This is a genomic window from Reyranella sp. (assembly GCF_965279465.1).
In the GTDB taxonomy this organism is placed as follows: Bacteria; Pseudomonadota; Alphaproteobacteria; order Reyranellales; family Reyranellaceae; genus Reyranella.
In genome coordinates this window covers 4,591,117-4,613,933 of sequence record NZ_OZ257242.1, presented here as the reverse complement: position 1 = coordinate 4,613,933, position 22,817 = coordinate 4,591,117, and the positions used below count along the sequence as shown (strand labels likewise).

Here is a 22,817-nt window from a genome sequence, read left to right as displayed (position 1 = left end):
TTCCTCCTTGAGCGCAGCGCAGCGCGGAAGAACTCATAGGCTACGCCGCGACGGCGTTCCGGCGTTTGAGGCGGAGTTGGTTGGCGGTGGCGCGGCCGTCGCCGGTCGGCTGGTAGACGACGCTGAACAGCGTGCGCGCCTTGGCCAGTGCCTCGCCGAAGCCCTTCTGGGTGCTGGAGAAGGAGTCGAAGCCGCAGCGCAGCAGGAACGGCAGCTGATCGATGAGGACCGCGCCGGCCGCCCGCAGCTCAGCGGTATAGCCCAGCCGCTCGCGCAGCAGGCGCGCCTGGGTGTAGGCGCGGCCGTCGGTAAACTTCGGGAAGTCGAGAATGATCAGTCCCACCCCGTCGAGCCGATCGCCGAGCTTCAGCACGTCCTCGGTGTTGGGCAGCATGAGCGTCGGCACTTCGGGCGGCAACGGTTCTTCCCTAAGAATTTCCATAGACGCGCTCCTTGAATGGCCGGGCGCCGATGCGCCGATAGGTGTCGACGAAACGCTCGCCGTCGGCGCGAGCCTCGAGATAGGTGGCGACCAGCGCATCGACGGCCTCGACGACCTTGTCGGCCTCGACGGCCGGCCCGAGGATCGTGCCGAGCGCCGTCCTGCCGAAGTCGACGTCGCCGCCGAGGCTGATCTGGTAGAGTTCGACGCCGTTCTTGTCGACGCCGAGGATGCCGATGTGGCCGACGTGATGATGGCCGCAGGCGTTGATGCAGCCGGAGATCTTGATCTTGAGGTCGCCGATGTCGTGCTGGCGCGCCAGCGACGCGAAGTGATTCGAGATGCTCTGCGCCACCGGGATCGACCGCGCATTGGCCAGCGCGCAGTAGTCGAGCCCGGGGCAGGCGATGATGTCGGTGATCTTGCCGATATTGGCCTCGGCGAAGCCCAGCCGCTCGAGCGCGCGGTAAACCTCCGGCAGGCTCTCGATCGCAACATGCGGGAACACCAAGTTCTGCTCATGGCTCACCCGCAGCTCGCCCTGGCTGTAGGCCTCGGCGATGTCGGCGACTCCCTCCATCTGGATCGCGCTGGCATCGCCCGGCGGCGCGCCGGCAGGCTTCAGAGATGCGGTCACGATGGCATGGCCCGGCACGCGATGCGGCGCGACGTTGGACTTGAGCCACAGCGCGAACGCCCGGTTCTCGAGTCTCAGCGCCTCCACTTCCGGCACTCGGGTCCGCTTGGGGCGAAGCGGCGGCGGCGCGAACTGCCGCGCGATCGACTCGATCGTCTCGGGCGCAAGCTTCAACGCGCTGTCCCTGGTCGCGGCATATTCGGCCTCGACCTCCTCGCGCATCTTCTCGACGCCGACCTCGTGCACCAGGATCTTGATGCGCGCCTTGTAGAGATTGTCGCGCCGGCCGTAGCGGTTGTAGACGCGCAAGGTCGCCTCGAGATAGGCGAGCAGCTCGTCCTTGGGCAGGAACTCGCGCAGCGTCTTGCCGATCATCGGGGTGCGGCCGAGCCCGCCGCCCACGATCACCTCGAAGCCGACCTCACCCTGGTCGTTCTTCCACAAGCGCAACCCGACGTCATGCACCCGCACCGCGGCGCGGTCGTTGGGCGAGCCGGTGATGGCGATCTTGAACTTGCGCGGCAGGAAGCTGAACTCCGGATGCAAGGTCGACCACTGGCGCACGATCTCGCACCAGATGCGCGGGTCCTCGATCTCGTCGACCGCCGCGCCGGCGAAATGATCGGCGGTGACGTTGCGGATCACGTTGCCCGACGTCTGCATGGCATGCATGTCGACTTCGGCCAGTGCGGCAAGCGCGTCCGGCGCGTCCTCGAGCTTGATCCAGTTGAGCTGCAGGTTCTGGCGTGTTGTGAAGTGGCCGTAGCCGCGGTCGTACTTGCGCGCGATCTCGGCCAGCTTGCGCAGCTGGCGCGACGAAAGCGTGCCGTACGGAATGGCGATGCGCAGCATGTAGGCGTGGAGCTGCAGATAAAGGCCGTTGGTGAGGCGCAGCGGCTTGAACTGCTCCTCGGTCAGCTCGCCGGCGATGCGGCGACGGACCTGATCGCGAAACTGCTCGACCCGCTCGCCGACCAGCGCCCGGTCATAGTCGTCGTAGCGGTAGAAATGGGTGTCAGGCATAGCGGACGGCCTCGGAGGCAATGGCGTCGAAGGTAAGGCCCGCGGAACGGATCTTCTCCCGCAGCGACAGCGGCTCGATCGTGCCGTCGTCGTCCTCGGTCACCGCGACCAGGAAAGGATCGACCACGGAGAAGGCCTCGGCGCGGGCCCGCTCGAGCAGGATCGCGCTCTCGTTCTTGTCCCGGGCGAGCGCGGCACGGTCGAGGCGCGGCGTCCACTGGCCGGCGTCGTCGAGGTAGACGACGAGGCCATCGACGAGACGGTTGGCGGAGGCGACCTGCAGGTCGCCACTGAGATTCTTGGCCATTACGACACCTCGGCAAGCGCCTGGCGGGCAACGGCGGCGCGTGCCGCCACCTCGCCCACGATGATGAGACTGGGACCGGCGTCGCCTCGCGCCGATACATGCGTGGCGGCGAGCCGCGCCAGGTCGGCCAGACGGCCGGTCGTGACCCGTTCGTCGGGCCGCGTGCCGTTCTCGACGATGGCCACCGGCATGCCGGGAGCGGCACCGGCGTCCAGCAGACGATCGCGCACGGAAGCCGCTTCCGTCGCGCCCATGTAGATGGCGAGCGTGTTGCCTTGCACGGCGAGCGACGGCCATGCGGGGCCGTTGCCGTCGGCGTTCTGGCCGGTGACGAAGGTCACGGCCGATGCGTAGCGGCGATCGGTCAACGGGATGCCGGCGGAAGCCGCGCACCCTAGCGCGGCCGTGATGCCGGGGACCACCGTGACCGGCAGGCCGGCGGCGCGCAGGGCATCGACTTCCTCGGCGCCGCGGCCGAACACGAACGGATCACCGGCTTTCAACCGTACGACGGTCTGGCCGGCACGCACCCGCCGAACCAGCTCGGCCTCGATGTCGGCCTGGGCCCAGCTCGGCTGGCCCTTGCGCTTGCCGACCGGGACGAACTCGGCATCGCGCCGCGCGCGCTTCAGGATCGCCTCGGGCACCAGCGCGTCGTGCAGGATCGCGTCGGCCTCCTGCAGGAGCTGGGCGGCCTTCAAGGTGAGAAGATCGGGATCGCCCGGACCCGCGCCGACGATATGGGCAATGCCGACCGGCTTCAGCTTGCGGCGGGTGGCGTCGAGCTCGCTCAGGGCGATACGGCGAGCCCCCGCCTCATCGCCACTCAGGGCGAGGCCCGCGGCTGGTCCCTCGACCAGGCGACGCCAGAAGCCGCGCCGTGCCGCCGGCTCGAGAATCAGCGCATTGGCCTGAGCGCGAAAAGTCTTGGCAAGCTGTGCCAGCGCACCAAAGCGCTCGGGCAACGACGCTTCGATACGGCCGCGCAACATCGTCGCCAGGGTCGGCGAGGAACCGCCGGAGGAAATCGCCACCACGACATCGCCACGATCGACGATCGCCGGCATGATGAAATCGCTGAGCGCTGGCCGGTCGGCGACATTGACCGGCACGCCCGCCGCCTTGGCCGCGTGCTGGGCTTCGATGTCCCGATCGAGATCGCCGGTGGCAATGAATACGGCGGCGGCGCCCTTGAGCTCGTCGGCAGAAGCCATGTCGACCTGATAGACGGCGGCGCCGGCAGAGCGCGCCAGATCGGCCCGCCGGTCCGCCGCAGGCCCCTTGCCTACGACCACCACCCGCCGACCTTCGAGATCGAAAAACAGCGGAAGATGTTTCACGACACCAGCACGCGCAGGGCGACGTTGAGGGCCAGCATCCCCAGACCTTGAGCGACGGAAAACAGCCAGAGCGAGCCTTGGGTCATGACGCGAACTCCCGATCGATCTTCTTCCTTCGATCTGGCGACTCATCGCACATAAGCCATGAGCGGGTTTTCCGAAGGTCTTGTCGGGAACGGCAAATCCTTTTGCGAAGAACAACAGGAACAGAATTTTTCTCTTTTCGGCCCTTTTCGCCCCTCTTGAAGGCGGGCCGGCGCTTCCTAGATTCCGACCTGTCAGCCGCGCCCATCCCGGGGCGGCGACCTCGACATCGCTCAACAGGAGGATGACTAAAATGCGTGGATTCGATTATTCGCCGTTCTATCGCGCCACCGTCGGCTTCGACCGTGTGTTCGACCTGCTCGACAATGTGGCGGGCCAGACCGCCGGCAACGGCTACCCCCCGTACAACATCGAGAAGGCCGGCGACAACGCCTACCGGATCGTGATGGCGGTTGCGGGCTTCGCCGAGAGCGAGCTCGGCCTGACCCAGAAGGAGAACGAGCTCCTGGTCACCGGCCAGACCGCTCCGAACGCGGAAGGCGACAAGCAGTACCTCTATCGCGGCATCGCCGGCCGTAACTTCGAGCGCCGCTTCCAGCTCGCCGACCATGTGAAGGTCACGGGTGCGAAGCTCGCCAACGGCCTGCTCACGATCGAGCTGCAGCGCGAGATCCCGGAAGAGAAGAAGCCCCGCGCCATCGAGATCCAGGCCGAGGCGGGCAAGCCGGCTCTGACGCACTGATCGAAATGCAGTGAAGCAGCTTGCAGCCAGGCTGCTCCTGGGAGAAGGGCGTCGCGGGCAACTGCGACGCCCTTTTCTTTGTGTGACACTTGTCTATCGGACTCCTCTCAGCTCCCCAACGCTCCAGGGATGCCCGACGACGACGCTGAGGCGGGCAGCCTTCAGGACAGTGGCAAGGTCGTCGATTTGTTCCCGCTGCACCGATCGCCCCTGCCATACAAGCATGAGCAATCGGCCAGATATCGAACCAGCGCGATTCATCTGGAAATTTTGCTCGATCCATGCGAAACGGCGGCCGGGGTTCTGATGGGTTTGGGGTAAAGATGTCCAAAGCTGTGAAAATCAACCGCTCGCGTCGCAATGCGCTCAAGGCGGCCAGCATCACGCTGGGTGCCGCTCTGGCCTCGGTCGTTCCGCGCCGAACGGCATCGGCCGACCCCGGCAACGGCAACCAGAATGGCAACGGCAATGGTGGCAATGGCAACCATTATGGTTGGGGAAGCTGCTTCCTGCGCGGCACGCGGATTTTGACCGGCGATGGCTATCGGCCGATCGAAGACCTGGCTGTCGGCGAGGTCGTGGCGACGCGCTTCGGCGGCTTCGCGCCGATCAAGGCCGTCGACAGCTTTACCCTGGACCGCGAGGCTGGCGCCTGGGTCGGCGCATCGCGTCCGGTTCGCGTGAAGCGCGGTGCTCTCGGTGAGAATGTGCCCGAGGCGGATTTGTGCCTGACGGCGTCACATGCCCTCTTCGTCGACGGCTTCCTGGTGCCGGCGGGCAATCTGGTGAACGGCCTCAGCATCGTCTTCGAGACGGCCGACGGCCAGGACGCGCTCGACTTCTTCCATATCGCTCTCGAGCGGCACGAGGTGATCGACGCCGAGGGCGCGCCGTGCGAATCGCTCCGCGCGCCGGCGGCCGAGCCCTGTGTCCCGCTGCTCGGCTTCAACGGTGGCAAGAGCGAAGTGCGCTCGCGCGTGCGGAGCGCCCTGTCATTGATCGTCGACCGGCGCCAGCCGATCGACATCATCCGCGATGGCCTCGAGGAGCGCGCTCGCGAGCTGGCCCAGGCGGCCTGACCCGTAGCGCCCGCAACCGTTCACGCCGGCACGTCGATCGGTTCATCGACGCGCCACCTCCCCGCGTTGCGCACGGGGAGGAATTGCTTCTTGCAGATGTGATCGCAATGCGGATCAGCCCGCGGCGTACTTGCCGGTGAGCTGGGGCGTATGGGCGCCCTCCTTGCCGCTTTCCTTGTGCTGCAGGCGCGTCGTGCGCGCCCACGTCCGCTTCAGCTCGTCCTTCACGTTGAACTTCAGCGTGCCGATCTTCTCCACGGTCAGCTCGATCTTGTCGCCATCCATGAAGGAATTCAGTCCCCGGTGATTGGTGCCGGTGGCAAGGATGTCGCCCGGCTCCAGCGTGTGGATCGACGACACCCATTCGATGCAGCGCGGGATCTGGTGCGCCATGTCGTTGGTGTTGAACTTCTGCATCACCACCCCGTTATTGGTAAGCGTGATGTCGAGGTTCTGCGGATCGGCGATCTCGTCGGCGGTGACGATGCAGGGACCGATCGGCGCGAAGGTGTCGCGCGACTTCATCTGGAAGAAGACATTCCCCGGCGGCGGCAGGCCGCGCGCCGAGCCGTCGATGAAGCAGGTGTAGCCGAAGATGTACTTCATCGCCTCGGACTGCGGCACGCGCGTCGCGCGCTTGCCGATGACCAGCGCCATCTCCGCCTCGCCCTCGAAGATCGAGGCCGGCACGTCGGGCAGCACCATCGTGTCGCCGTCGCCGATCACCGCCGTCGCCGCCTTGTGGAAGGCATTGATCGCCGGCTTCTGGGGCAGCGTTCCGTCCTCCATGTAGTTGACAGCCATGCAGACGATGTTGCCGGGCTTCGGCACCGGCGGCCGCAGCCGCACACTCGACAGGGCCACGCCCTTGCCTTCGTTTGCCGCCTTCTCGACCTTGGCCTTGTAGCTGTCCCACTTCGCGATCAGGCCGATGATGAGGTCGCGCGCCTCGAGGTGCGGGACGTCCTTGACGGCGTCGGTCACATCGACGACCTGGTCGCCCTTGATGACGCCCAGGCGATAGTCGTTGAAATAGCAGATCTTCACTTCTTGTCTCCTCCTTCGAACACTTTCTTGGCGACATTGGCCGCCGACATCGACACCGGCCATCCGCCATAGAAGGCGAGATGGGTGATCATCTCGATGATCTCGTCCTTCGTGACGCCGTTGTCGAGCGCGCGCTGGAAATGGCCGACCTGCTGCTCGGTACGATTGAGCGCAATCAGGGCTGCGCAGGTGATCATGCTGCGGTCGCGCTTGGAGAGCCCGGGCCGCTCCCAGACGTCGCCAAACAGCACATCGTCTGTAAGTCCGACGAATTTGGGCGCGAAGGCCCGGAGCGCGTCGCGTGCGGCCGACGATGATACCGGTGGCTTGGACATTGTTTCCCTCCCATTGGAGCGTTAGCGTTGCAGCCAAAGTTTCGGAGGAAACCATGGCTTCGATCAAGGTTGCAGATTTCGCCTTTCCGCGCATGGAAGCGCCCGACCTCGACGAAATGGAGGAGTTTCTCACCCATTTCGGTCTGATCCGCGCCGAGCGCACACCGGATGCGCTCTATATGCGGGGCACCGACAGCCACCATCATCTGCATGTCACACACAAGGCCGGCACGAAGTTCATCGGCTTCGCCTATCACGCGGCCGACGAGGACGACCTCAAGCGGCTCGCCAAGCTGCCCGGCGCCTCGGGCATCGAGACCATCAACGAGCCGGGCGGCGGCAAGCGGGTGCGGCTGACCGAGCCGAACGGCTACCAGATCGAGGTCATCGCCGGCATGCAGAGCGTGGCGCCGATCGCAATCGCCCGCGACGAGCTCAACAGCGCCCGCGAGCCCCTGCGCCGCGCCGGGAAGGTCATGCGTCTGTCGAAGTCGCCGACGTCCATCCAGCGCATCGGCCACGGCGTGCTCTCCACCCCCAAGGTCAAGGAGACGGTGGCGTGGTTCCGCGACACGCTGGGCATGATCCGATCCGACGACGTCTATGCCGGCGACAAGGACAACGTGATCGGCGCCTTCAGCCGACTCGACCGCGGCGAGGACTATGTCGATCATCACGTGCTGTTCTGCGTGCACAACCAGAAGACCGGGCTGAACCACGTCTCCTACGAGGTCCAGGACATGGATTGCGTCTTCCAGGACCATCAGTATCTCAAGGCGCTCGGCAAATACGACCATATGTGGGGAATCGGCCGCCACCTGCTCGGCAGCCAGGTCTACGACTACTGGAGCGACCCGTGGGGCCGCGTCCATGAGCGCTGGGCCGACACCGACCGCCTCAACGCCGCCAACGGCGGCAACCTCGTGAGCGCCGAGGAAGGCTTGCAGTCGCAATGGGGCGACCGCCCGCCCGAGCGCTTCATGGGCCACGCGAGTCCCTGATCCATCGGAGCGACCTCATGTTCTTCCGGACCGCGAGCGTCTCGCTCGCTCAAGCTCATGAGCGAGCGGGACGCTCGCGGTCCGGAGGAGGTTGAACAAGAGCCCCACTACGCCTTGAACTTGTCGGGGAGGCGTTCCTCGTTACCGAGCGCCACGCGGCGGACGCCGTCGCTGTCGGGGCTGGCGGGAAAGCCTTCCGTGGCACGCGGTGCAGGAATCTCGACGACCTTGTTCGACAACCGCCCGACGCCGGTCACCTCGACAGCGATCGTGTCGCCAGCCTCGAGCGGGCGCGAGTTGGCGGGCGTGCCGGTCAGCAGGATGTCGCCGGGCAGGAAGGTCATGTGCCGCGCGAGGTCGGCGATCAGGTAGCCGCAGTCGAAGATCTGCTCGCTGACCGCGCCTTCCTGCACCATCTTACCGTTCTTGTAGGAGCGTAAAGTCGACTGGCGCACGTCGACACCGGACACCAGCCCCGGCCCGATCGGGCAGAAGCCGTCCATGCCCTTCACCCGAAGCATCGAGCCCGCGTCGGTATCGCGGAAGTCATGGCAGCCAAAATCGTTCGACGGCGCGAAGCCGGCGATGCAGTCCCACGCTTCCTCGCGCGTGACGTTGCGTGTCACCTTGCCGAACACGAGCGCCATCTCGCCTTCGTAGTTCACGTACCGGTAGCCGGCCGGCTTGATCAGCTCGCCCTTGTGCGCGTTGAGCGCGGTCAGCGGCTTCTGGAAGTAGGTCGGCGCCTTGGGCGGCACACGCGTGTTGTTGAACTCGTAGTAGCGCGAGATGTAGTTCACGTGGACGCAGATGATCTTGGTCGGCAGGCAGGGCGGCAGGTGCACGACCTCGTCCTCCGAGCAGGTGCGGCCGTCGGCGAAGACGATCCGCCCGTCCCTGAACTCGACCCAATGCTCGCTGCCGTCCTTGATGACACGCCGCACCTCCCTGCGCGGCCCTTCGAGTACGCTCATTTCTCTCCCCTTGATATTCATTGACCGCGACTACTTGGCTTTTGCCGCCTCGATCGCGCGCCAGACATTGAGTGGCGATGCCGGCATCAACACGTCGGTGACACCGAGCGGCGCCAGCGCGTCCATCACCGCGTTCATCACCACCGGCATGGCGCCGACGGTGCCCGCCTCGCCCGCACCCTTGGCGCCGAGCGGGTTGAACTTGGTCGGCACCGGATTGCTCTTCACTTCCATGTTCGGGATCATCTGGGCGTGCGGCATGGCGTAGTCGAGGAAGCTCGCCGTCAGCAACTGACCGCTCTCGCGGTCCCACACGACCTGCTCGCACAGGATCTGGCCGATGCCCTGCGCGACTCCGCCATGGATCTGGCCCTTCAGCCCGATCGGATTCATCACGGTGCCGACATCGTCGACCACCGCATAGCGATCGAGCGTCACGTCGCCCGTCTCCGGGTCGACCTCGAGCTCGCAGATATGGCAGCCGTTGGGATAGGTGTCCCTCTCGGCCTTGAAGGTCGCGTTCTCGTACAGCCCGCCCTCGAAGTTCTTCGGCCACTTGACCGGGTTAAAGGCCGCCTTGGCGATCTCCTTCAGGGGCAGCGTCTTGTCCGTCCCCTTGACCGTGAAGTGGCCGTCCTTGAACTCGATGTCCTGCTCGCCCGCCTCGAGAATGTGGCCGGCGAGGAGCTTGCCCTTGGCGATCACCTTGTCGGCCGCCTTGAACACCGCCGAGCCGCCCAGCACGGTCGAGCGCGAGCCGTTGGTGCCCATGCCGAAGGCAACCCTGTCCGTGTCACCGTCGATGTATTGCACCTCGGCCGGATCGATCCCGAGCTTCTCGTTCAGGATCTGCTTGAACATGGTCTCGTGGCCCTGCCCCTGGTTTTTCGTGCCCATCAGCAGCGCCGCGGTACCGCTCGGATTGAAGCGGATCTCGGCATATTCAGGCTGCGCCGGGCCGGCGGCCTGCTCGATCGCATTCACGATCCCCAGGCCCCGCAGCCGGCCGCGCTTCTTCGACTCCGCCTTGCGCGCCTCGAAGCCTGCCACGTCGGCAAGCTTCAGCGCCATGTCCAGGTTCTTCTCGAACTCGCCGCAGTCGTAGTACGGCCCGACCGGGCTCTGGTAGGGCAGTGCCGATTCCGGAATCATGTTTTGGCGCCTGAGCTCGATCCGATCGACGCCCAATTCGCGCGACGCATCGTCGATCAGCCGCTCGATGAGGTAGATCGCCTCCGGCCGCCCCGCGCCGCGATACGGCGCCGTCGGGTTGGTGTTGCTGAGCACGCCCACCACGTTGATGTAGGCCTTGGGGATCAGGTAGACGCCCAGCACCGTGCCGATCATGCCGAACGGCGACAGCAGGTTGCGGTCGGAGCCGACATAGGCGCCGATGTTGGCCAGCATCTCGAGCTTGAGCGCGACGAACCTGTTGTCCTTATCGAGCGCGAGCGTGATCTCACCGACATTGTCGCGGCCGTGCTCGTCGGCCATCACCGCCTCGGAGCGCTCGCAGGTCCACTTGACCGGGCGCAGCAGCTTGCGCGCCGCCCACAAGGTCAGGCGATGCTCGATATATTGCCAGCCTTTGGTGCCGAAGCCGCCGCCCACGTCCTGGGCGATCACGCGCATCTTGCTCTCGGGCACCTTGAAGACGCTCTGCGCGAGCATGTTGCGCACCCTGTGGGGATACTGCACGTCGGCGTAGAGCGTCAGCCGATCCTCGCCCGGATCGTAGGTGCCGAGCGTGCCGCGCGGCTCCATGTACTGGGCATGCACACGGGTGATCACGTAGCGCCGCTTGACCACCTTGGCGGCGGTCCTGATCGCCTCCTCGGTGTCGGCCTTCTTGCCGCGCTCGACGTTGTTGGAGATGTTGTCGAGGCATTCGTCCCACACCACCGGCGCACCGGGCTTCACCGTGTCCTCGGTGAGCGTCACCGACGGCAGAGGCTCATAGTCGATCTCGACCAGCTCCGCGGCATCCTTGGCCTGGGCCAGCGTCTCGGCGATCACCATCACCATCGGATCGCCGACATAGCGCACCCGGTCGGTGACCAGCGGCGGACGCTGCGGCGCGAACATCGGCTTACCGTCCGGCCGCTTGCGCGGCATGTTTGCCTTGGGCATGCCGAGCCCGTCTGCCTTCACGTCGTGGCCGGTATAGGCCGCCAGCACCCCCGGCGCCGCCTTGGCGGCCTCGACGTTGATCGACTTGATCTTCGCGTGCGCGTGCGGCGAGCGCACGAACACCGCGTAGGTCTGCCCCGGCAGGTTGACGTCGTTGATGTAGCGTCCCTGTCCGCGCAGCAGGCGCGGGTCCTCGAAACGCAGGACTGGTTGACCGATTCCGTACTTGCTCATAACCCCACCTTACGACTGGTTCACGACATGCGCGAGCAGTCGCCAGCGACTCATGTCCGCCTCGACTCGCGCGCGAAATTCGGCCGGCGTGCTGACCCGTGTGTCGTTGCCCAGCTCCTCGAGCTTGGCCTTGATCGCAGGCTGCGCCATCGCCTGCACGAAGGCCGCATGCCAGCGATCGCGAATTGCCGGCGGCAGGCCGGCCGGTGCGGTGAAACCGAGCCACGACACCACGTCGTAGTCCGGCACGATCTTCTCGGCGATCGCCGGCACGTCGGGGAAGCCGGGATGGCGCTCCCTGGAAGTGACCGCGAGTGCCCGCAGCTTCTCCGTCTTGATCAGCGGCTGGGCGTTGGAGAAGGTCACGACATGCATGTCGAGCCGGCCGCCCACCAGGTCGTTGTACGGCGCGCCGATGCCGCCCTTGTAGGGCACGTGCGTCATCCTGATGTCGAGCTTCGACAGCAGCAGCTCCATCGCCATGTGCAGGGTCGAGCCGACGCCCGAGGTGCCGTAGGTGAGCTTGCCCGGCTGCTTCCGGGCTTCGTCGAGATAGGCGTCCATGGTCGTGAAGCGCGAGTCGGGTGCGACCGTGAAGACGAACGGGAAACGCGTGACGATGGCGATGAAATCGAAGTCGCGCAGCAGGTCGTAGGACAGGCTCTTGTCGGTGGCCGACACCACCGCCTGCCCGCCGGTCATCAGATACAGCACGCTCCCGTCGGGCTTGAGCCGCGCAACCTGCGCGGCTGCCAGCCGCTCGGCCGCGCCCGGCTTGGGCTCGATCACGATCTGCGCGCCGACGATCTCGGTCAGCGACGGCGCGAGGTGGCGCGCGATCGTGTCCGGGTTGGACCCGGCATCGTAGCCGTGGATCAGCCGCACAGGACCGGCCGGAAGGGCCTGCGCCCGCACGACGGCCGGCGCCGCGAGAGTCGCTGCGGCCGAGAAGAGGATCGTCCGTCGAGGTATGTTCATCGCTTCAATCTCCAAGCCTTCATGCTCTTCCGGACCGCGAGCCTCCGGCTCGCTCAAGCTCATGAGCGAGCCGGAGGCTCGCGGTCCGGAAGACGATGACGTCCATCAGCCCAGCGGTCCCATGAAGGCGGGATCGGCATAGGTGTCCGACATCGGCTCGAGGGTCTCGGGCCAGTCCTTGCCGACCACACGGCGCTGGCTGGCGGGGCGCGGCTGGCCGTCCCAGCCGACCCGCTCCATGTAATAGTAGAGCATCAGAGCATGGCCGGCGGGATCGAGGATGTGCGCGGCGTAGTCGATGCCGGGATAGAGCTCCGAGGGAATTGCGTCGCTGAAGCGCACGCCCTTCTTCTTCAGGAAGGCGATGGCATCGCGCAGCTGGCGGTAGCTGCCGACCTGCATGCCCATCGAGGCGACCGTCGTGTCGGGATTGAGGCCGAGCTCGCCGCGCAGCGCCTTGGGGAACAGCGACAGGCTGTGGTGCTCGCCGCCGTTACGCAGGTAGACGCAGCGGTGGCCCCTGTACGTGACGGCCTCGGTGCGCACGAAGCCCATGGTCTGCACGTAGAACGCCTCGGACGCGCCGACATCCGACACGAACAGGCTCATCGGCCCGATGTTGGTGATCTTGAACGGCCGCGGCAGCTTCACACCGGCGACGATGTATTCCTCCTCGCCGCGATCGCGGATCGTGTTGCCGGCATTGATGTCGATACCCTTGGCGACGGCGTCCCGCACTTCCTGCTCTTCGGACATTTGCGGCAGCTCGGGCCGCTCGCGGAAAGCGCGGTAGTACAACGTCTCAGGCTTGGAGCGGCCGTCCCAGCCGATCTGCTCCATGCCGTAATAGAGCTCGACAGTGTGGCCGTCGGGATCGCGGATGTAGGTGTGCCAGTTGCTGCCCGGCATGTCGCGCCCGACCCTGCGGATCTCGACCTGCTTCTCCTGGAAATAGTCCGCGGCGGCAAAGACCTCCTCCATCGTGCCGACCTGCCAGGTGATCTGGTTGACCGTGATGTCCTTGCTCACAGCGTCGTCGCCGAAGATGGCGCCAAGCGACTTGTGCGCCAGCAGGAAGGCGTGGTGGTCGGAATTGTGGCTCATGAAGACGATGCGCCCGTCCTCGAGCCGCTTGGCCATCTCCTCGCGGCCGGGAATCTTCTTCAGGTCGCGCGTATCGGTGATGCGGAAGCCGAGCAGCTTCGAATAGAAATCGATGCCGCCCTGCAGGTCGGCGACGTTGAAGCCGAAATGCCCGAGCCGGCGGATCTTGAACGGCTGCGGATAACGCACGCCGCCGATGTCGTAGCTCGCAGTCGTCTTGGTGATCGTGTCCATGCGTTCCCCTCCTAGCTGGGAGCGCGGCTCTCCAGAGCCGCTCTTCCTTCGACTTCCGACATCCCATGAGCGGCTCTGGAGAGCCGCGCTCCCAGCGGGCAAGACATTCTCAGCCTTTCCGCCGTTTGCTTCCGCGCGCCATGTCCAATGTCAGGCCGGGCACTTCCGAGGCCGCCTGCTCGACGGTCGTGCGGATGTGCGCTTCGATCAGCCCGCAAGCCGTATCGACATCGCGCGCCAGCACGGCGTCGCGCAGGTCGAGATGCTCGTTCTTCCGCCGCGAGCGGGCATGAATCATGGTCAGCCAGTGGTAGCGCTGCGCCTGGTCGAACAGTTCGCTGCGGAAATGCAGCGACCACGGCGAGGTGCAGGTCGCGACCAGGGAATCGTGGTACCGCTTGTGCCGCTTGCGCCATTCCCGCTTGACGCTGACCGGGTCGTCCTGGCGCGGCGCGGCGAGCTTGCTGAGCAGGAAGTACGAGCTGACGATCTCGGCTTCCCAGGCGTCGGTGCCGTGACGGATCGCATCGGCCAGCGTGCGGGTCTCGAGATAGACGCGCAGCTCGGAGAGATCGAGGAAATCGGCGAGCGAGATCGGCGCCACGGTGAAGCCCCTTCCTGCCTCGGTGCGCGCCAGCCCTTCCGACACGAGATGCGACAGCGCCTCGCGCAGGGTGCCGACCGACGTGTCGTAGCGCTGCCGCAGCTCGCCGAAGCGCATCCGCTCGTTGGGCTTCAGCACGCAGCACAGGATGTCCTCGCGCATCTGGCGCAGCACGTCGAAGGTCGCGGCGTCCTCGCGCAGCACATCCTGCGGCGCGGTCGTCGCCGACCGGTCGGGCGCTTCGGGCATCTTCAGGATCTTCGCCATACGGTCAGACTCCGAGATAGGCTTCGCGAATTTGGGGCTGCTTCAGCAGGTCGTCGGGCAAGCCCTGCGCCACGATCCGCCCCTGCTCCAGAACGTAGGCACGGTCGGCGATTCCGAGCGCCTTCAGGACGTTCTGCTCGACCAGCAGCACGGCGGCACCGTCGTCGCGCACCTTGACGATGATGTCGAACATGTCGTCGACGATGGTCGGCGCCAGCCCGAGCGACGGCTCGTCGAACAGCACGATGCGCGGCCGCGCCATCAGCGCCCGACCGATCGCGACCATCTGCTGCTGGCCGCCCGACAGCTCGCCGGCAGGCTGGCGGCGCTTGTCGCGCAGGATCGGAAACAGGCCGTACACCCGCTCGAGCGACTGCGTCCGCGCCGCACGCGCTGACGGCAGATAGCATCCGAGCTCTAGGTTCTCCTCGACAGACATTTTGGGAAACAGGCGCCGCCCCTCCGGCACCAGCGCGATGCCGTGACTGCAATAGGCGTGCGCCTTGACCGTTGTCATGTCGGCGCCGTCGAAGCGCAATGTCCCCTGCCGGCAGCGCAGCAGGCCCGCGATCGCGTTGATGAGCGTCGTCTTGCCCGCGCCGTTTGGGCCGATGACCGAGACAATCTCGCCGCCGTCGACGTCGAGCGAGGCATCCCACACCGCGGGCGCATCGCCATAGCCGATATGAAGGTTTCGGGCTTCAAGCAGCATAGGCTTTGCCCAGATAGATGCTGACGACGCGGGGGTCGCGCATCACCTCGCGCGGCGCGCCCAGCGCGAACATCTTGCCTTCGTTCAGGACGGCAACCCGGTCGGAGAGCTCGACCACCGCCCGCATCAGATGCTCGACGAACACAATGGTGGCGCCCTGCGCGCGGATCGCCCGTACCAGGCGGATGGCGTTGTCGACCTCTGCCGGATTGAGGCCCGACAGCACCTCGTCGAGCAGCAGCAGCTTGGGCTTGGCGGCGAGCGCGCGGGCCAGCTCGAGGAACTTGCGCTCGTGCAGGTTCAGCCCGGCCGGCAGCACGTCCTCCTTGCCGGACAGGCCGGTGAAGCCGATCCAGTGCAGCGCCTCGCTGCGGATATCCGCGGCGGGCCGAGCCGGGCTGCCGAAAGTCGCGGCCAGCACGACGTTCTCCAGAACCGTCATGTTCACGAACGGTCTCGGGATTTGGTAGGTGCGCGCCACGCCGCGCATCGCTATCTCATGCGCCGGAAGATTGCCGACCTCCACGCCCGCCACGGTCACGCTGCCCGAGGTCAGCGGATAGAAGCCCGAGATAACGTTGATCAGCGTCGTCTTGCCCGAGCCGTTGGGGCCGACCAGCCCCAGTATCTCGCCCTCGCGTACGTCCAGGTCGACGCCGCCCAGTGCCTGCAGGCCGCCGAAGCGCTTGGTCGCGCCACGCACCTGCAGCAGCACGCGGTCGCTGACCGGCTTGGCCGGCGGCACGACCGGCGCCACCTCGGCGCTTGCCGGGCGGACCTGCGCGCGCCGGCGCTTGGCCAAGAACTTCTGCGCCGCCGGTACCGCTCCGTCGGGCAGCCAGAGGATCGCAGAGATCAGGATCACGCCGACAATCGCGCGGCCGACCATCGCCTCGCCGCCGCTGATGAAGGCATAGAGCAGCGAAGTGATGACCGCGGCGCCGATCGCCGGCCCGAACCAGCTGCGCGATCCGCCGAGCACGCTCATCAGCACGACATAGAGCGGCACGGTGAGCTCGAAGGTGCCGGACACGGTGATGAATCCGACATACATCGCATGCACGCCGCCCACAGCGCCGGCGATCCCGGCCGACAGAGCGAAGGCGATCAGCTTGTAGCGCAGCGTCGGCACGCCCTTGGCCTCGGCCACGTCCTCGTCGTCATGGATGGCGAACAGGCCCATGCCGAGCCGCGAATGCGCCACTGCCCAGGCGATCGCCAGGGTCGCCACGCAGAGCACGAAGCCCAGCACGTAGATCGTGCCGTTGGGGGTCGCCACGATCGCGGGCAGCGGCACGGCGCTCATGAAGATGCCGCCGCCGCCGTCGATCGGCGTGTTGAGGATGATTGTCGCGATCACGAAGGTGACGGCGAGCGTCAGCAGGGCGAACAGCTCGCCACGCAGGCGGCGCAGGCGGAAGACGATGGCGCCGATGCCGACCGCCAGCAGCGCGGGGATCGCGGCGGCGACCGGCAAGGTCGGCAGGAACGGCCAGCCGAACTTGGTCGTCAGCACGGCGGTCGTGTACAGGCCGGTGCCGAAGAAGGCGGCATGGCCCAGGCTGAAGTAGCCCGCGAAGCCGCTCAGCAGCGCCCAGCTCGTCGACAGCGAGACCCAGAAGAAGACCAGGTAGAAGAACGAATCATAGAACGCCGGCAGCCGCGCCATCGGCAGGAACGCCAGCACGCCGATGCCGATCACGGCGCCGAGCCTCGGGAGATCGCGCGCCGCGTTCATAGCCAGTCCGGATCCCACAGCAGGATGACGATCAGCACCGAGAAGGACACCACCGGCGCCCAAGCCGGGCTCAGCACCGCCATGGCGATCGATTCGCTGGCGCCGATCAGCATGCCGGCGATCAGCGCACCCAGCGGATTGCCCAGCCGGCCGATGATGACGACGGCGAAGACGACGCCGAGATAGGCCCAGATCTGGGCCGGGGCGAGCGTCGCGATCAGCGCGATGAAGGTGCCCGCGACGCCGGCATAGGCTGCGCCGATGCCGGACAGCAGGTAGGCCAGCTTCTTGTGGTCGACACCGTAGGCCGCGGCGATTTCGGGATCCTCGGCCGCCGCGCGCAGCGCCTTGCCGACGTAGGTCCGGCGCAGCCACAGCCAGGTGCCCCACGCGATGATGCCGGCCACGATGCAGAGGATCAGCTCCATCACCGGGATGTAGAACGGTCCCGCCTTGATCGAGCGCGTGGCGTACTCGGTCTCGTAGCGGCGGAAGTCGGCGGTCCAGTAGAGCTGGATGCCGACCTCGACGATCACCGCGAAGCTGAAGGTGATCAGCAGCGAGGCGAGCTCGTTGACCTTGAACCTGTCGAACAGCCAGTGCTGGCCCGCGCCGATGACGAACATCAGCGGCACGACCATCGCCGCCGACCACCAGGGCTCGACGTGGTAGCTCGTGCCGAGCTCGTAGACGATGTAGGCGGCGAGGAAAGCCAGCGCGAAATGGCTGAGATTGACCAGCCGCAGCAGGCCCCAGCTCAGGCTGAGGCCCATCGCGAGCAGGCCATACAGCCCGCCGGCCAGCACGCCCGAGATCAGCGCCTGACCGAGAAGCGTCGCGCTGGGCATTTATTTGGTGTCCTTCCTGCGTGCAGGAAGGAAATTCCCTCCCCCGCTTCGCGGGGGAGGTGTCAGCGTCTTACGCTGACGGAGGGGGCGTGACGCGAGATGGTGCGTCACGCCCCCTCCGTCGCCGTATGACGGCGCCACCTCCCCCGCAAGCGGGGGAGGGAAGCGGAGCTCGTCATGAGTCATCTCGCTACGACGCCATCAGCTTCACGCCGGGCGCGGCGAACTCGGTCGGCCAGACGACCTTCCATTCCTTGTTCTGGACCTGCTTGATGAGCTGGGCCGCATCGCCGTGATTGAACGGCCCGTCGAAGCGCATGCTGCCGTAGATGGTGGTGACCTTGTTCTTCTTCAGCCAGGCCGCGATCTTCTCGTCGTCGAGGCTGCCCGCACCGTTCACGCCGGCCTCGAGGATCTGCCACTCCGAGACCATGCCGCAGGCCTGCGCATCGATCGTCGTGTAGGGCAGGTTCGCCTTGGTCGCCTTGTCCTTGAACTCCTGGGCGATGCGCTTCATGCCGGGACGGCTCATGAACGGCTCGTCGGGCTCGAGGAAAGTCGAGCACAGCGCCTTGTCGCCATCGGGCGAGAGCGCGAGCGGACCGGGCGCCGGATAGAGATGGAAAGAGTTCTTCGGCGCGTAGTCGAGCTTGCGCAGCGACTCGAGCAACAAGTTGCTCTCCAGACCGAGCGAGCCCACCCACAGGAAGTCGGCATTGGCTTCCTTCACACGGGCCGCGATGGCGCCGAAGTCTCGATTACCCGATTCGTATTCGAGATAAAGCGGGACCTTCACGCCTCTCTTTTCCGCCTGCTCCTTCATGCCGAGGGCCATGAACTGCGCCGACGGGAACTTCGACGTCAGGATCACCATCGACTTCGGCGGCGTCGGAAACTTCGCCATCGCGTCGAGGATGACGTTTGGATAGGTCTTGTCCGGCTCCGGCCCGAACGGCGTCGCCGGAAAGGCCCGGTCGTAGGTCTGCAGCTTGGGAATGCCCATGCTGCTCTGGACCATCACCTTGCCGTAGCGCTGCGCCACGCCCATCGCCGCCAGGATAGGTGCGGTGGCGTAAGGCCCCTGGATCAGGTCGACCTTGTCGACGGTAATCAGCTTCTCATAGAGACTGCGCGCCACCTCGGGCTTGGACTGGTCGTCGAGCAGCACGTATTCGACCGGACGGCCGAGGAAGCCGTTCCGGCCGTTGATCTCCTCGACCATGATCTCCGAGGCGATCTTGTGGATCACCGCCGTCTGGGCGAGGAAGCCGGTCAGCGACAGCGTGCCGCCCACCCGCACCGGCTTGCCCGATGGCGCCGCGCGCAGGATCGACGGTGCTGCAAGCGCCGCGGCTCCTCCCATCATTCCGGCCAAGACACGACGACGGCGCCAAGCGCCCATCCGATCGATCATCATTTCCTCCGATCGGCGCATTATTGGAGAGCGCCGTTATCCGGATGTTGGGATAACGCTGGGCGGCTGTAAACGCTTTTTTCGAAAGTTTCGAAAGTTTCGAATCCTATTGTCATCCTGAGCGCAGCGAAGGATCTCGCCGAACGATCAGACACGGGCCGCGTCGCTGGCGTGAGGTCCTTCGCTGCGCTCAGGACGACGGCAGGCGGGAGCCCGCGACGCCGAGATGCTGCTCGAGCGGCGAGCCGTCCGCGAGCAGCGCAGCGCACGACGATTCGAGAACGATGCGGCCGCGGTCGAGGACGATCGCCCGGTCCGTGATCGGCAGGATCTTGCGTGCCTGCTGCTCCACCACGATACCCGCCATGCCCTCTTCGACGAACAGCTTGCGCAAGGCGCGCAGCAGCTCCTCGATGATGATCGGCGCCAGGCCTTCTGTCGGCTCGTCGAGCAGCAGCAGCCGCGGATTGATCGCCAGCGCGCGGCCGATCGCCAGCATCTGCTGCTCGCCGCCGGACAGCGACCCGCCGGATTGCGTGCGACGCTCCCTGAGGCGCGGGAACAGCCCGAAGATGCGGTCGAGCGTCCACGGACCCGACCGGGCCACCGCCGTGATGTTCTCCTGCACCGTCAGCGAGCGGAAGATGTTGCGCTCCTGCGGCACCCAGCCGATGCCCAGCGCCGCGCGCGTCTCGGGCGCCAGCGTCCCGATCTCGCGGCCGCCAAAGGTCAGCGAGCCGCGGAAGCGGTGCGTCACGCCGATGATGCTGTCGATCAGCGTGGTCTTGCCGACGCCGTTGCGGCCCAGCACCGCGAGCGCCTCGCCCTCGCCCAGCCGAAACCCGATGTCCGAGAGCACGACCGCCCGGCCGTAGCCAACGGACAGTCCGCTGACGGCGAGCAGGTCAGCCATGACCGCCTTCGCCCAGATAGACCGCCCTCACCCGTGGATCGGATTCGATCTCGGCCGGCGTGCCCTCGACCAGCAGCGCGCCATCGACCAGCACCGAGATGCGCTGCGCGAAGCTGAACACCAGGTCCATGTCGTGCTCGATGAGCAGCACGGACACGTCGGCCGGAAGCGCCGCGATGGCATCGAGGATGTCCTGCCGCTCGGCCGCCGGCACGCCGGCCGCGGGCTCGTCGAGCAGCAGCACCCGCGGCGCGCAGGCGAAGGCCACGGCAATCTCGAGCAGCCGCTGCTTGCCGTAGGGCAAGGTGTCGGTGCGGAGGTCGAGCACGTCGGTGAGGCCGAAGCGGCCAGCCACATGATCGACCTCGCGGGCAACGGTCTTGCCGCCGACCCGATGCCACCATTGATCGCCGTGGCCGAGCCGCTCGCTGACGGCAAGCGCCAGGGTCTCAAGCGGGGTCAGGTCGGCGAAGAGCTGGTTGATCTGGAAGGTGCGCACCAGGCCGCGCCGGGCCCTCGCTTCGGGGCGCAGGCGGGTGATGTCCTCGCCGCCCAGCAGGACGCGGCCGGCCGAAGGCGCCAGCACGCCGGTCAGCAGGTTCACGAACGTCGTCTTGCCCGCGCCGTTCGGTCCGATCAGCGCATGGCGCGCGCCGCGTTCGAGCCGGAACGTCACGTCCTTGGTCGCCATCAAGCCGCCGAAGCGCTTGCCGAGGCCCCGGGTCTCGAGCGCCGCATCCATTACGGCGCGACCTTCGCGATCAGCCCGCGCACACCGCGCGCCAGCCGCTCGCGGCCGACCAGCGCGAGGGCCACGAGGAAGATGCCCATCCAGAACATCCAGAACTGCGGTGCGCTGGAGGACAGCACGTCCTGCAGGATCTTGAAGGCGATGGCGCCGGCGATGCCGCCGTAGAGCCAGCCGGTGCCGCCGATGATCAGGGTGAGGAGAACGTCGGCGGAGCGCTGGAACTCCAGCATCTCGAGCGAGACGTAGGCCGTCGTCTGTGCCAGCAGTGCTCCCGCGGCGCCGGCATAGGCCGCGGAGAGCGTGTAGACCGCGATCAGGCGCGGCCGGGTCGGCACGCCGAGCGCCGCCGCGCGAAGCGGATTGCACCGGATCGCCATCAGCGACAGGCCGAACGGCGAATGGACGATCCGGCGCGCCAGCAGGAACAGCACGAACAAGGTGACCAGGCTGTAGGCGTAAGCGGTGCGGCCGTAGAGATCGAAGTCGAAATGGCCGAGCAACGGACCGACCGACATGCCCTGCAACCCGTCGGCGCCGCCGGTCCATTGCGGCAACGCGTTGGCAACCTCGTGCAACACCAGCGCAACGGCCAGGGTCACCATCAGCCGCGTGAGATCGCTGCCGCGCAGCACCAGCAGGCTGGTGAGCGCACCCAGCGCCGCCGCGACAGCGATGGCGACCACCAGGCCGGTGTGCGGGTCCGGCGTCACCAGCTTGCAGAAGATGCCGGCGGCGTAGGCGCCCGCGCCGAAGAAGGCGGCATGGCCCAGCGAGATGATGCCGGCATAGCCCAGGATCAGGTCGAGCGAGAGTGCGAACAGGGCGAGGATCGCAATCTCGTTCAGCAGCAGGTGCCTGCCGGGCGGCAGGAGCAGAGCGGCGAAGGCCAGCAGCCAGAACACGATCTCGGGCAGCCGCCAGCGGGCGCGGCGGGAGAGGCTTGCCTCGACGCTCACCGGGCAGCGCTCATCGGGCACGCGCGAACAGGCCGTGCGGCCGCAGCACCAGCACGACGATCAGCACGACATAGATGACGAAGCCGCCCAGTGACGCCGAGAGATAATACTTGCCGGCGACGTCGGCGACGCCCAGCAGCAACGCGGCGAGGAACGGTCCCATGATCCCCGACGTGCCGCCGACCGCGACCACGATCAGGAAGTAGATCAGGAACTTCATCGGGAAATACGGATCGAGCCCGAGCAGCTCGACGCCGAGCGCGCCGCCCAGGCCCGCGAGGCCCGAGCCGACGGCGAAGGTCGCGGCGAACACCGTGCCGACGGGGATGCCGAGCCCACGCGCCACCCGCGCGTCGTCGACGGCGGCGCGCAGGCGGCTGCCGAAGCGCGTGTAGGTCAGCCCGAGCTGCAGGCAGAGCGCCAGCGCGCCGCAGACCACGATCAGGAACGATCGGTAGAGGCCGATGTTGACGCCGAGCACCTCGCGCCGCCCCTGCAGCCACGACGGCAGGGTGATGTTGCGCTGGCTCGATCCCATCAAATAGTCGGTCATCGCCACGGCGATGAACACCAGCCCGATCGAGAACAGCACGTGCTCGAGATGGCCGCGGCCGTACATGTGCCGGTAGAGCGTGCGTTCCATCACGAGCCCGAGGACGGCGGCGGCGGCGAAGGCCGCCGGCAGGCAGGCGAGGAACGGCACGCCCCAGCGGTCCATCAGCGTCACGGTGACGTAGCCGCCCGCCATGGCGAAGGCACCATGCGCCAGGTTCACGAAGTTCATCAGCCCGAGCGTCACCGCCAGCCCGCAGGCCAGCATGAACATCAGCATGCCGTACGCCACGCCATCGAACAGGATCGTGGCCAAGGGTCAGCTCTTCCGCTGGGAGCGCGGCTCTCCAGAGCCGCTCTTTTTCGGGTCGTCGGATCCCATGAGCGGCTCTGGAGAGCCGCGCTCCCAG

23 protein-coding genes are annotated in these 22,817 nt (G+C 66.6%); 4 read left to right on the top strand and 19 right to left on the bottom strand.

Annotated features, from left to right (window positions below):
- Positions 1 to 40 precede the first annotated feature (40 nt).
- From ACQY8M_RS22425 to cysG, 4 genes are read right to left on the bottom strand one after another with little or no spacing between them, the layout of a single operon-like run.
- The gene (locus ACQY8M_RS22425) at positions 41 to 442 is read right to left on the bottom strand and encodes a DUF934 domain-containing protein (protein WP_428659900.1); all 402 of its coding nucleotides are present in this window, start codon (positions 440 to 442) and stop codon (positions 41 to 43) included.
- Positions 429 to 2,102, bottom strand: coding sequence for a nitrite/sulfite reductase (locus ACQY8M_RS22420; protein ID WP_428659897.1), 1,674 nt, complete (start codon positions 2,100 to 2,102; stop codon positions 429 to 431). The genes ACQY8M_RS22425 and ACQY8M_RS22420 overlap by 14 nt, the downstream gene beginning before the upstream one ends.
- The gene (locus tag ACQY8M_RS22415) at positions 2,095 to 2,409 is read right to left on the bottom strand and encodes a DUF2849 domain-containing protein (RefSeq protein WP_428659894.1); all 315 of its coding nucleotides are present in this window, start codon (positions 2,407 to 2,409) and stop codon (positions 2,095 to 2,097) included. The genes ACQY8M_RS22420 and ACQY8M_RS22415 overlap by 8 nt, the downstream gene beginning before the upstream one ends.
- On the bottom strand, positions 2,409 to 3,749 hold the full coding sequence (gene cysG, locus ACQY8M_RS22410; protein WP_428659892.1) for a siroheme synthase CysG: 1,341 nt from the start codon (positions 3,747 to 3,749) through the stop codon (positions 2,409 to 2,411). The genes ACQY8M_RS22415 and cysG overlap by 1 nt, the downstream gene beginning before the upstream one ends.
- 337 nt (positions 3,750 to 4,086) lie before the next feature.
- On the opposite strand from cysG, the gene ACQY8M_RS22405 reads away from it, so the two are divergent.
- The 3 genes from ACQY8M_RS22405 (at position 4,087) to ACQY8M_RS22395 (ending at position 5,615) form a co-directional block, all read left to right on the top strand.
- Positions 4,087 to 4,536 (top strand): Hsp20 family protein, encoded by a 450-nt coding sequence (locus tag ACQY8M_RS22405; protein WP_428659889.1) that lies wholly within the window; start codon positions 4,087 to 4,089, stop codon positions 4,534 to 4,536.
- A gap of 129 nt (positions 4,537 to 4,665) precedes the next feature.
- Complete coding sequence (locus ACQY8M_RS22400; protein ID WP_428659886.1) at positions 4,666 to 4,857, top strand: hypothetical protein; 192 nt, start codon at positions 4,666 to 4,668, stop codon at positions 4,855 to 4,857.
- Between the two features lie 2 nt (positions 4,858 to 4,859).
- Positions 4,860 to 5,615 (top strand): Hint domain-containing protein, encoded by a 756-nt coding sequence (locus tag ACQY8M_RS22395; RefSeq protein WP_428659883.1) that lies wholly within the window; start codon positions 4,860 to 4,862, stop codon positions 5,613 to 5,615.
- Positions 5,616 to 5,729: 114 nt separating this feature from the next.
- Here ACQY8M_RS22395 and ACQY8M_RS22390 read toward each other — a convergent pair whose 3' ends face one another.
- Both ACQY8M_RS22390 and ACQY8M_RS22385 read right to left on the bottom strand, forming a co-directional pair.
- Positions 5,730 to 6,662, bottom strand: a complete 933-nt coding sequence (locus ACQY8M_RS22390) for a fumarylacetoacetate hydrolase family protein (protein WP_428659880.1) — start codon at positions 6,660 to 6,662, stop codon at positions 5,730 to 5,732.
- Positions 6,659 to 6,997 carry a carboxymuconolactone decarboxylase family protein gene (locus ACQY8M_RS22385; protein WP_428659878.1) on the bottom strand — a complete coding sequence of 113 codons (339 nt, stop codon included), beginning with the start codon at positions 6,995 to 6,997 and terminating at the stop codon, positions 6,659 to 6,661. The genes ACQY8M_RS22390 and ACQY8M_RS22385 overlap by 4 nt, the downstream gene beginning before the upstream one ends.
- 53 nt (positions 6,998 to 7,050) lie before the next feature.
- Between ACQY8M_RS22385 and ACQY8M_RS22380 the strand changes: the two genes are divergently transcribed.
- Positions 7,051 to 7,998 carry a hypothetical protein gene (locus tag ACQY8M_RS22380; RefSeq protein ID WP_428659875.1) on the top strand — a complete coding sequence of 316 codons (948 nt, stop codon included), beginning with the start codon at positions 7,051 to 7,053 and terminating at the stop codon, positions 7,996 to 7,998.
- A 107-nt stretch (positions 7,999 to 8,105) separates the two neighbouring features.
- Here the strand turns inward: ACQY8M_RS22380 and ACQY8M_RS22375 are convergent, their stop codons facing one another.
- From ACQY8M_RS22375 to ACQY8M_RS22315, 13 genes are all read right to left on the bottom strand, one after another.
- Positions 8,106 to 8,972 (bottom strand): fumarylacetoacetate hydrolase family protein, encoded by an 867-nt coding sequence (locus tag ACQY8M_RS22375; RefSeq protein WP_428659872.1) that lies wholly within the window; start codon positions 8,970 to 8,972, stop codon positions 8,106 to 8,108.
- A gap of 30 nt (positions 8,973 to 9,002) precedes the next feature.
- The gene (locus ACQY8M_RS22370) at positions 9,003 to 11,336 is read right to left on the bottom strand and encodes a xanthine dehydrogenase family protein molybdopterin-binding subunit (RefSeq protein WP_428659869.1); all 2,334 of its coding nucleotides are present in this window, start codon (positions 11,334 to 11,336) and stop codon (positions 9,003 to 9,005) included.
- 9 nt (positions 11,337 to 11,345) lie between these two features.
- Positions 11,346 to 12,314: a Bug family tripartite tricarboxylate transporter substrate binding protein gene (locus ACQY8M_RS22365; RefSeq protein WP_428659866.1), complete on the bottom strand. Its 969-nt coding sequence runs from the start codon at positions 12,312 to 12,314 to the stop codon at positions 11,346 to 11,348.
- Between the two features lie 105 nt (positions 12,315 to 12,419).
- Positions 12,420 to 13,652 (bottom strand): VOC family protein, encoded by a 1,233-nt coding sequence (locus ACQY8M_RS22360; RefSeq protein WP_428659863.1) that lies wholly within the window; start codon positions 13,650 to 13,652, stop codon positions 12,420 to 12,422.
- A 109-nt stretch (positions 13,653 to 13,761) separates the two neighbouring features.
- Entirely contained in the window at positions 13,762 to 14,523 is a 762-nt protein-coding gene (locus ACQY8M_RS22355; RefSeq protein ID WP_428659860.1) for an FCD domain-containing protein, read from the bottom strand.
- A 4-nt stretch (positions 14,524 to 14,527) separates the two neighbouring features.
- Positions 14,528 to 15,235 (bottom strand): ABC transporter ATP-binding protein, encoded by a 708-nt coding sequence (locus ACQY8M_RS22350; protein WP_428659857.1) that lies wholly within the window; start codon positions 15,233 to 15,235, stop codon positions 14,528 to 14,530.
- Positions 15,225 to 16,973: an ABC transporter permease subunit gene (locus tag ACQY8M_RS22345; RefSeq protein ID WP_428659854.1), complete on the bottom strand. Its 1,749-nt coding sequence runs from the start codon at positions 16,971 to 16,973 to the stop codon at positions 15,225 to 15,227. Before ACQY8M_RS22345 ends, ACQY8M_RS22350 begins: the two co-directional genes overlap by 11 nt.
- Entirely contained in the window at positions 16,970 to 17,821 is an 852-nt protein-coding gene (locus tag ACQY8M_RS22340) for a branched-chain amino acid ABC transporter permease (RefSeq protein WP_428659851.1), read from the bottom strand. Before ACQY8M_RS22340 ends, ACQY8M_RS22345 begins: the two co-directional genes overlap by 4 nt.
- 190 nt (positions 17,822 to 18,011) lie before the next feature.
- Positions 18,012 to 19,235 (bottom strand): amino acid ABC transporter substrate-binding protein, encoded by a 1,224-nt coding sequence (locus ACQY8M_RS22335; RefSeq protein ID WP_428659849.1) that lies wholly within the window; start codon positions 19,233 to 19,235, stop codon positions 18,012 to 18,014.
- A gap of 190 nt (positions 19,236 to 19,425) precedes the next feature.
- Positions 19,426 to 20,148 (bottom strand): ABC transporter ATP-binding protein, encoded by a 723-nt coding sequence (locus ACQY8M_RS22330; RefSeq protein ID WP_428659845.1) that lies wholly within the window; start codon positions 20,146 to 20,148, stop codon positions 19,426 to 19,428.
- Positions 20,141 to 20,890: an ABC transporter ATP-binding protein gene (locus tag ACQY8M_RS22325; protein WP_428659843.1), complete on the bottom strand. Its 750-nt coding sequence runs from the start codon at positions 20,888 to 20,890 to the stop codon at positions 20,141 to 20,143. Before ACQY8M_RS22325 ends, ACQY8M_RS22330 begins: the two co-directional genes overlap by 8 nt.
- Positions 20,890 to 21,855 carry a branched-chain amino acid ABC transporter permease gene (locus ACQY8M_RS22320; protein ID WP_428659841.1) on the bottom strand — a complete coding sequence of 322 codons (966 nt, stop codon included), beginning with the start codon at positions 21,853 to 21,855 and terminating at the stop codon, positions 20,890 to 20,892. The genes ACQY8M_RS22325 and ACQY8M_RS22320 overlap by 1 nt, the downstream gene beginning before the upstream one ends.
- A gap of 10 nt (positions 21,856 to 21,865) precedes the next feature.
- The gene (locus tag ACQY8M_RS22315) at positions 21,866 to 22,723 is read right to left on the bottom strand and encodes a branched-chain amino acid ABC transporter permease (protein WP_428659838.1); all 858 of its coding nucleotides are present in this window, start codon (positions 22,721 to 22,723) and stop codon (positions 21,866 to 21,868) included.
- Positions 22,724 to 22,817 lie beyond the last annotated feature (94 nt).